Origin of the sequence: uncultured Veillonella sp. (assembly GCF_938010505.1) — a bacterium.
GTDB lineage: Bacteria > Bacillota > Negativicutes > Veillonellales > Veillonellaceae > Veillonella.
Genome location: NZ_CALLVP010000130.1, coordinates 1 through 8,249, shown reverse-complemented (window position 1 = coordinate 8,249; position 8,249 = coordinate 1). Strand labels below are relative to the sequence as shown.

The 8,249-nt window shown below is 41.4% G+C and carries 10 protein-coding genes; all 10 read right to left on the bottom strand.

Annotated features, from left to right (window positions below; all coding sequences use genetic code 11):
- Window positions 1-108 (bottom strand): hypothetical protein (locus tag Q0507_RS08125; RefSeq protein WP_298714906.1); only part of this gene is annotated, 108 nt, incomplete at its 3' end.
- A gap of 193 nt (window positions 109-301) precedes the next feature.
- Window positions 302-1,900: an NAD(P)/FAD-dependent oxidoreductase gene (locus tag Q0507_RS08120; protein WP_298714904.1), complete on the bottom strand. Its 1,599-nt coding sequence runs from the start codon at window positions 1,898-1,900 to the stop codon at window positions 302-304.
- Between the two features lie 236 nt (window positions 1,901-2,136).
- Window positions 2,137-3,057, bottom strand: coding sequence for a YbbR-like domain-containing protein (locus Q0507_RS08115; RefSeq protein WP_298714901.1), 921 nt, complete (start codon window positions 3,055-3,057; stop codon window positions 2,137-2,139).
- Window positions 3,054-3,866: a diadenylate cyclase CdaA gene (gene cdaA, locus Q0507_RS08110; RefSeq protein ID WP_298714899.1), complete on the bottom strand. Its 813-nt coding sequence runs from the start codon at window positions 3,864-3,866 to the stop codon at window positions 3,054-3,056. The genes Q0507_RS08115 and cdaA overlap by 4 nt, the downstream gene beginning before the upstream one ends.
- Window positions 3,867-4,091: 225 nt before the next feature.
- Window positions 4,092-4,406 carry an XdhC family protein gene (locus Q0507_RS08105; protein WP_298714898.1) on the bottom strand — a complete coding sequence of 105 codons (315 nt, stop codon included), beginning with the start codon at window positions 4,404-4,406 and terminating at the stop codon, window positions 4,092-4,094.
- Window positions 4,396-5,124: an XdhC family protein gene (locus Q0507_RS08100; protein WP_298714896.1), complete on the bottom strand. Its 729-nt coding sequence runs from the start codon at window positions 5,122-5,124 to the stop codon at window positions 4,396-4,398. The genes Q0507_RS08105 and Q0507_RS08100 overlap by 11 nt, the downstream gene beginning before the upstream one ends.
- Window positions 5,108-5,920, bottom strand: a complete 813-nt coding sequence (gene yqeB, locus Q0507_RS08095) for a selenium-dependent molybdenum cofactor biosynthesis protein YqeB (RefSeq protein WP_298714894.1) — start codon at window positions 5,918-5,920, stop codon at window positions 5,108-5,110. Before yqeB ends, Q0507_RS08100 begins: the two co-directional genes overlap by 17 nt.
- On the bottom strand, window positions 5,917-6,639 hold the full coding sequence (locus Q0507_RS08090; protein ID WP_298714892.1) for a nucleotidyltransferase family protein: 723 nt from the start codon (window positions 6,637-6,639) through the stop codon (window positions 5,917-5,919). The genes yqeB and Q0507_RS08090 overlap by 4 nt, the downstream gene beginning before the upstream one ends.
- A 6-nt stretch (window positions 6,640-6,645) precedes the next feature.
- Window positions 6,646-7,404: a selenium cofactor biosynthesis protein YqeC gene (yqeC, locus tag Q0507_RS08085; protein ID WP_298714890.1), complete on the bottom strand. Its 759-nt coding sequence runs from the start codon at window positions 7,402-7,404 to the stop codon at window positions 6,646-6,648.
- Between the two features lie 41 nt (window positions 7,405-7,445).
- The coding region (locus Q0507_RS08080) for a xanthine dehydrogenase family protein molybdopterin-binding subunit (RefSeq protein ID WP_298714889.1) at window positions 7,446-8,249 on the bottom strand (804 nt) is incomplete at its 5' end.

The window sequence follows — 8,249 nt, the reverse complement described above, 5'->3', positions numbered from 1 at the left end:
CTTACCAAAATGCGTTCCTGCCGCACGACCTAAATGATAGGCTAATTCCGGTGTTAAAAACTCATTAACAACACCACGTACACCATCTGTACCAAATAAACGAGCCATAATTATCCTCCTCTAAGGATTTGTGAAAGTGTCACAAGTCTATATATTTACCGTTGATTATTATTTTTAATAGTTACTGTTGTGTATTATATCACAATATAGAAAGCATATATACCTACTATAGAGTTACAACTATATTACATAAATAGTATGAATCTATACTGTAGTTCAATTCATCAGTATAGAATTCCCGCTAATTAGGTTTTGCGTATTTTGCCATGCACAAAATGGCCGTTTCTGCACCATCAAGGGCAGCACTCATAATTCCCCCTGCATAGCCAGCGCCCTCACCCATAGGATAAAAGCCCCCTACAGTTGGAGAAATACGTTCTTCATTACGTCCCATACGAAGCGGTGCAGAGGTACGCGTTTCAACGCCTGTCATGCACACCGCAGGATCATCGAATCCACGGATGCGACGGCCCCAATACGGCAAGGCACGTTCTAATACGGAAGTGACGAACGGTGGCAAGCAATCGTGCAAATCGCAATTCACTACACCTGGCTCGTAGCTATATGTACTGTTCTGTACACTAGGTGCTTGTGAAAGTCCTAAAAACTGTCCTACTGTTTGCGCAGGTGCATGGAAGTTAGATCCGCCCAATTCATAAGCCTTACGTTCCCATTCTCGTTGGAATGCGACACCATCTAATGGATGAGTACCAAAGTCATCTGGACCTACGTTGACCACGATAGCACTATTGGCAACACCACTATCACGAGCGTACAAACTCATGCCATTTACAACAACGCCACCATTTTCAGAGGCAGATGCTACTACTTGACCTCCTGGGCACATACAGAAGCTATACGCAGTACGGCCTGTTTCTTTATCATGGTACACGAGAGAATATTCTGCTGCACCGAGGCCCAAGCTAGATGGATCCACGCCATATTGGGACTCATCGATTACAGCTTGATCATGTTCAATACGAACACCGATAGCAAACGGTTTTGCCGTCATTTCCACATTGCGTTTATGAAGCATCTCGTACGTGTCACGTGCACTGTGCCCTACTCCAGATAAAACAACAGTGGTCTCGATGCGATCACTACCATTAACTTCAACGCCTACAATGCGGTCATTTTCAATAAATAAATCTGTTACCTTCGCACCAAAGCGGACTTCACCACCCCATTCGATAATGCGTTCACGCATGGCTTTTACCATGGTACGCAATTTATCTGTACCTACGTGAGGTTTATGTTTATATAGAATTTCCTCAGGAGCGCCAAACTCTACAAAATATTTAGAAATTTCATGTAAACGCGGATGGGTAATGCGAGTTGTCAACTTACCATCGGAGAAAGTACCTGCACCGCCCTCCCCAAATTGTACGTTAGACTCAGGTTTAAATACACCTTCTTTCCAAAATGTTTCTACATCATTACTACGTGTATCTACATCTTGACCACGTTCAAGTACGATTGGACGATAGCCTTCACGAGCTAAATAAAAAGCTGCAAGCATCCCTGCTGGTCCAAAACCCATAACAACAGGTCGATGTACTAATGGTACATTGCCATAAACAATAGGTTCTGGATTTTCTGCAGTAAATACAGATACATCCTTTTCTTTACCGAGTTTTTTCATGATTTGAGCTTCGTTATGAACCTCAACAAACAAGGTATATACAAAAACAATATTTGGCTTCTTACGAGCATCTACAGCACGTCGAACAACGTGAATCGTTTCAATAGCACCACGTAATGGGGGATATTTCTTTTCTACAATATCTTTAATATCCGACTTAACCGTAACGGCCACGCGGAGATTTATTATTCTAATCATATCTTTCCTATTAAAGGCATCCTAATTAGGTGAGCCTACTTCTTTATTCTTTATTCTTTGACCTAAATTCTTTGACACTTGACCTATAAGAAAATGGTCATACATCTTTATTATACAACACTACTATAAAAGCTAATATACAAATCACAAAAATAGACCCTAATAGAGAAAATTCCCACTCTATTAGGGTCTCAAGTCCTAATGGTTTCAAAGCTCACTAAAAGGGCGATCATCCATTAATTACTTTTCTTTTGTATTTCTACCTTCACTCGTACCGTTGTGGTATTGCTATTAACACCATTCGGTAATACTAAGTTATAGTTACCCTGTACGGTTTCAGTAGCACCCGATACATCGATAGGTTCTGTTTGTATTTCTGTAACCGGATCAATCATTTCTTCACGGCCTGTAACCGTTAGTTGCGTCGGCGTAGCAGATGTAGATTTAACTTCATAACCTTCCGCTACAGTGCCTACAGTCGGTACAGCAATAGGAACTGCCTTTTCTTTACGTAATAAGTTGAGTTCGTATTGTGCCTGCCCTTGGTTCGGATTAATATGTACATCTAGTACATTACCGGCCGTATCCCAAGCTTCTAAGGTACTAACAGCGCTGAAGTTCTTGGTTTGACCAGCCACATTGACTTTCATAACAACCTTGTTCACCGCGTTAACTTGTTGTTTACGTCCAGAAACAGTTACCTCTTTCGGCACAATCGTTATCGATTTCATGGCAATATCATCAGAGAATTTGCCGATTGGAACAATTTCAACAGGAATCTTTCTCTCTGCATATTCGTCAACATTAATAGTAATATTATCCGGTTTGACTTCTACAAGAGTCATCCCTGCAGGTGGGGTAAAAGTAATCGTCACATTGTTTTGACCTGGTTTTACTCCAGATGCATCGATATAAGCCCGTAGATTATCAGATTTCATAGAAATAATCGTATCACGAGGGCCGGTCAATATAATTCGAACCGTATCTGGTGCATCTTCTATGATATAGCCAGAATTAAGATTTTGAACCTGTACAGGTACCGTATAAGCTACCTCCATCACAGGGTTCTGATCACGCATGATAAAGAACCACATGACGATGGCCGCTAACAAGGATAATAATTTAGCTGGCCAGTTGCGTTTCAAATGAATCATCATTTATTTGCCCTCCATTTCCACATACTAGTAATGGTTTGACGAGGGCGTTCCATAAAGGTGCGCAAGGCTTCCTTAATTTGATCCTCTGGTAAATGGCGATAAATATGACCACCATACGTATAAGAAATCGTCCCTGTTTCCTCACTGACAACTATTACAACTGCATCCGTTTGCTCAGACAAACCGATAGCTGCACGGTGACGCGTACCTAATTCAGTGCTCAATGTACGGTCTTCTGTCAAAGGCAGCAAACATCCAGCGGCGCGAATGCGCCCATCGCGAATGATAAGTGCCCCATCATGAAGCGGTGTACTTGGAACAAAGATATTTTTAATCAACTCGCGGCTCAATACAGCATCAATAAGAATACCAGTATCTACAAAATCATTGAGACCTACTTCACGTTCAAAAACGATAAGTGCCCCCGTATGTTCACGGGACATAACGCGAGCCGCAGCCATCACTTCATTAATGACCATGTCCATTTCTTCTTCGTTTACATTTTGCGCCTTACTGAAAATTCGACCACGACCCAATTGTTCTAGAGCACGACGCAATTCTGGTTGGAATACAACTGGTAACGCAAAGAGAAGAACGGTCATACTTTGTTGCAAAATCCAGTTGATAACGTACAGATTTAACAAGTGACTCAATAAATTTAAAATTGCCAACATAACGAGACCTTTCAATAGAGAAACGGCCCGTGTATCTTTAAGCAACTTATATAAATAGTAAATACCAATGGCAACTATTATGATATCCACGATATCAAGAAGCCTAAAGGTATGTATAAGTGCGTCAATATGCATAAAAATAGCTCCTTATACAAAATAATAAGGTACAGCCAATCCTTTGACTGTACCTTATATTTTAACTCATTTTGAGAGTACTGTAAATTTAGAAACAGACACTGAATGAGATTTTTTCATACATCGCATTATATGAATCTATAATACTACGTTTTTATAAATGAAAAAATAATTTATATATATGCATTCTTTAGATTAATATTCTGTTAGATGAACTCAACCATATTAGATGTTTTGTGTTTCAATCCATACATCCATTTGGCCACCACAGACCATGCCTTCTTTAACAGCCACGTCATCATCAAGAAGAACATCAATACGACGGTGAGCTTCTTTTTTATTCAAAGAGTCAACAGCACTTAAACGGATTTCATTTTCTGCACGACCGCCGCCGATAGTGCCAAAAATGGATCCATCGGGGAATACAACCATAGATGTACCAGCTTTACGAGGTGTGGATCCTTGAGTATATAAAATAGTGGCTACTGCTAAGGTTTCGTTTTTACGTTCACTAAGATATTCAATAAACTCACGATTCATGGATCACTCTACCTTTCCGCAATGAGCCGCCTTTTTTACCACGCACCACTGCCAAATATTCACTAACAATAGATAATGCAATTTCTTCAGGTGTTTGTGCACCAAGATCTAAGCCAATTGGAGCATAGATCATGTCTAACTCATCTTGAGTCCAGCCTTGCTCACGTAACACTTCAAAGGCATGATGAATGCGTTTTTGGCTACCCATAACACCCATATACGTAGGCAAGTAATTACGTAATTGTTCCAAGCATATATTATCGTACTCATGAGCACGCGTCACAATGATAAAGCCATTATATTCATCAAGAGGTAAGTCGTTCTTGAAGTTTTCTAAAGGTAAGCACTTACGTATAACACGTTCATCAAAAAATTCAGGGACTACATATTCTGGACGGTCATCTACGACTGTAACACGACAGCCAATAAACAACAACAAATCTGTAATAGCTCTACTAACATGACCTGCGCCTAATACAAGAACAGACGGATCATTTTCTACAGGTTGTACGAAACACTCCATTTCGCCTACCATACAAAGGGAATTTAACTTTGCTTTATCTACTGTAAAGCCTTCAATCGCAGTACCGTATAAAACGCTACCATCTTCGGCATAAATAGTCTTATCCCCTTGGCGAGGACCAGATAAAACGGTAACCATCAAGGTAGCTTCAGTAACCTGTAGACGGTCTTTCATCACATCATAGATTGTTTCCATCTAGATTCCTTTCATAATCCCAAGCGGTAACAGCCTCTAAAACGCCACCACCAACAGCTAGAGATTTATCTGAAATACTATAACAATGAGACTCTTCACAACGAGCATCCACATCGGCCAACTTGAAATGGTCTGATACGATGAGCCCACTTTTTAAAATGCCTCGTAAAATACCTGTAATTTTAGCCCGGACTGGTTCTTCATCAACATAACCAATCACCTCATTGGCTTGTACAGAATCCCCAATATGACGTTTCGCTGTAAATAGGCCGGCCTTTGGAGAATGGATAACACGCTCATGAGTGTAGCCACCTACATTTCCAGGAACACCTGTGTTTGGTTGAGCTGGTCCATCATAGATACAGCGACCTAATGAATGACCACGCATCGTTTCAATGACCACGTCTACATCTTCTCCAGCAGTAAACCCAGGGCCCACGCCTATGACAAGCTCTGCATCATCTCGTTTTGTCCCAAGATTTTTTTTACTTAAAATACCATCTACCACAATAGCTGGTTTTAGAGTATCTACTAATTCCTCATATGAATTAGTGACGACGGGAATGACCCCCTGTGCCAACGTATCTTTCACTTCACTAAGAGACACATGACGAGCTACAAAACGTTCCAAAATCATTTCGCCACGATGAACCGCATTACCGTAACATACTTCGCGGCGAATCATGGTAGGAATCGCTATTTCACTAATTACAACGGGATAGCCCGCCCGTTTCAATCTATATACAGCGCCGGAAGCGATGTCTCCGCCTCCACGCATAAGTACCAATGGTTTCATAATGCCTCACTTTCACGATGTTTTAAACGCTCAAAATCATCGGGTGTGTCAATATCGTCGCCAATATCATCACTAATCCATAATTTCACGACATGTTCCTTACCATCACCACGGATGATGCTCTTGCCGCCTTGATCCCCTTGGATCTGTTGTAAAAATTCAAACCAATACGACCCAAAGAGAACGGGATTTCCCGATTGATAGTTCGCCCCATAATGCGGGACGACGATAGTTTTCGAATGAAAGTTTTCACTAAATGCACTAATGACCTTATGTACAACAGCACTCGTCAGAAGTGGTTGATCTCCTACTGAACAGAGAATACCGTCTAACGGTATGGGTGACGTATTCACCAAATGACGTACTCCTATTCCTATAGACACACCTTGCCCTAGTTCAGGATGGTCATTTCGAATCGCTTCAAAACCATAGCTTGTGACAATAGGTTCAAGTTTCTCATGATCATCACCAGTAACCGCCACAAAAGGTAGTTTGCAGGACATAGTAGAAACTACCTGTCCACCCCATCCACATTGAAGAGCCCCACAGACCGCATCTAGAACAGTCTTACCACGCCAGGCTAAGAGCTGCTTATTACATCCCATGCGCTTGGATTGTCCTCCTACAAGGAGGACAATGCCAATGTGCAAAGGACGACGGTCTATGGGGTCTCTCATGGAATTAAAAGCGGTATCACAATTTGCTTTCACATTAGTCATGAGTACCTACCGACATTGAATAATGCGACGGATTTCACAACTTGCTTTGTATCCATCAGCCAAAATGATAGCCGAAATATCGCTATCAACAATATGATCAATAAAATCATCGATGATGCGATGTTGTACTGTTTCATAACCAGTACAGAATAGTATTTTCTTACCTTTACTGTATTGGAATAGGCCTTGCCTATGCAAAACAAGATCAGCCAACATACGCGGAGTTACAATAGCCCCCATATCGCGCTTTACAATATCTTGAACGAGCTCGATATTATGTACGTGGTCCTCATCTAATGGGGCCCCTAGCATTTGAAGATTTACGAGGCCAATCGTAGTCTTTGTAAGAGATGGAATTACAGGCTCAGTCGTCTTAGGCGCCTTGAGCCATTTTTCCTTCGCTCCATCTGCTTCTACAACAATTTGCCAATTTGGATGTAACTTGGCTAAACCATCGATAAGATCACAATCTAAGGAGTCTACCTTTGTTCCTGTAATTCCAGCGAACCACGCACCACAATAGCCACGTAAAAGACGGTCGGTACAATACTCATCGGCTTCATTAATATTTCGAGTATAAATCGGTTCATAATGAGCAACCTGAGATTCATAGAGTCGAGTCGTAGTCGTAACTACGATGGGCTGACCTTTCAGCCGTCCATATTCTACTAGTTTTGAAAGCACAGTCGTTTTACCGCCTGCCCCAACAAGAGCAACGATTCCCGGCTGAATCAATCGATTCCAATAGGATGTTTGTGATGTCATAGAACCAGGCCTCCTTAGAAAGTAAAAGGAACTAGAAATCTCTATACTTTATATTTCTCGTCCATAGCCATAAATACCTTCTCAGGTGTCATAGGTAATGTACGAATATCCGCACCAACTGCATTTTTAATGGCATGTTGGATAGCAGGGCACCCCGTATTGATGACAACCTCACCAATAGATTTAGCGCCGAAGCCACCTGTAGGCTCGTAAGATTCTACAAAGTCTGTATGTAATTCACCAATATCCTGACGGGTTGGGATTTTATAAGTCATAAGATTATTTGTTTCCAAACGACCATTGTTGGAATAGCGTACATCTTCATATAAAGCCATCCCGATAGCTTGTACCACACCACCCTCAACTTGAACGCGAGCCAATTTAGGGTTGATAACAGTACCGCAATCAACACAAGAATAGAAATGAAGAGGAATAACCTTACCTGTTTGTTTATCTACCTTTACCTCAGCAATAGATGCCATGAATGGAGGTGGGGATGTATGACTACCCCATGTAGCGAAACCAGACAATTGCTCTGCATTAGCACCAACTAATAATTTTGGTGCCAATTGATGGATATCCATTGTTTTGGAGCCGTCTTTCGTGGTAGCTACAACGCCATCAAAGTCAACGTTCTCAACGTCGGTTTCAAAGAATTGAGCAAATTTAGCAATAATCTTAGTGCGTAACTCTTCTGCAGCCATCTTAGCAGCAGTCCCCGTTACATAGGTTGTACTAGATGCGTAGGACCCTGGATCGAATGGTACGATATCTGTATCTGATTCAATAACAGTCATATATTCCATAGGACAACCTATTACTTCACAGGCCATTTGAGTCAATAC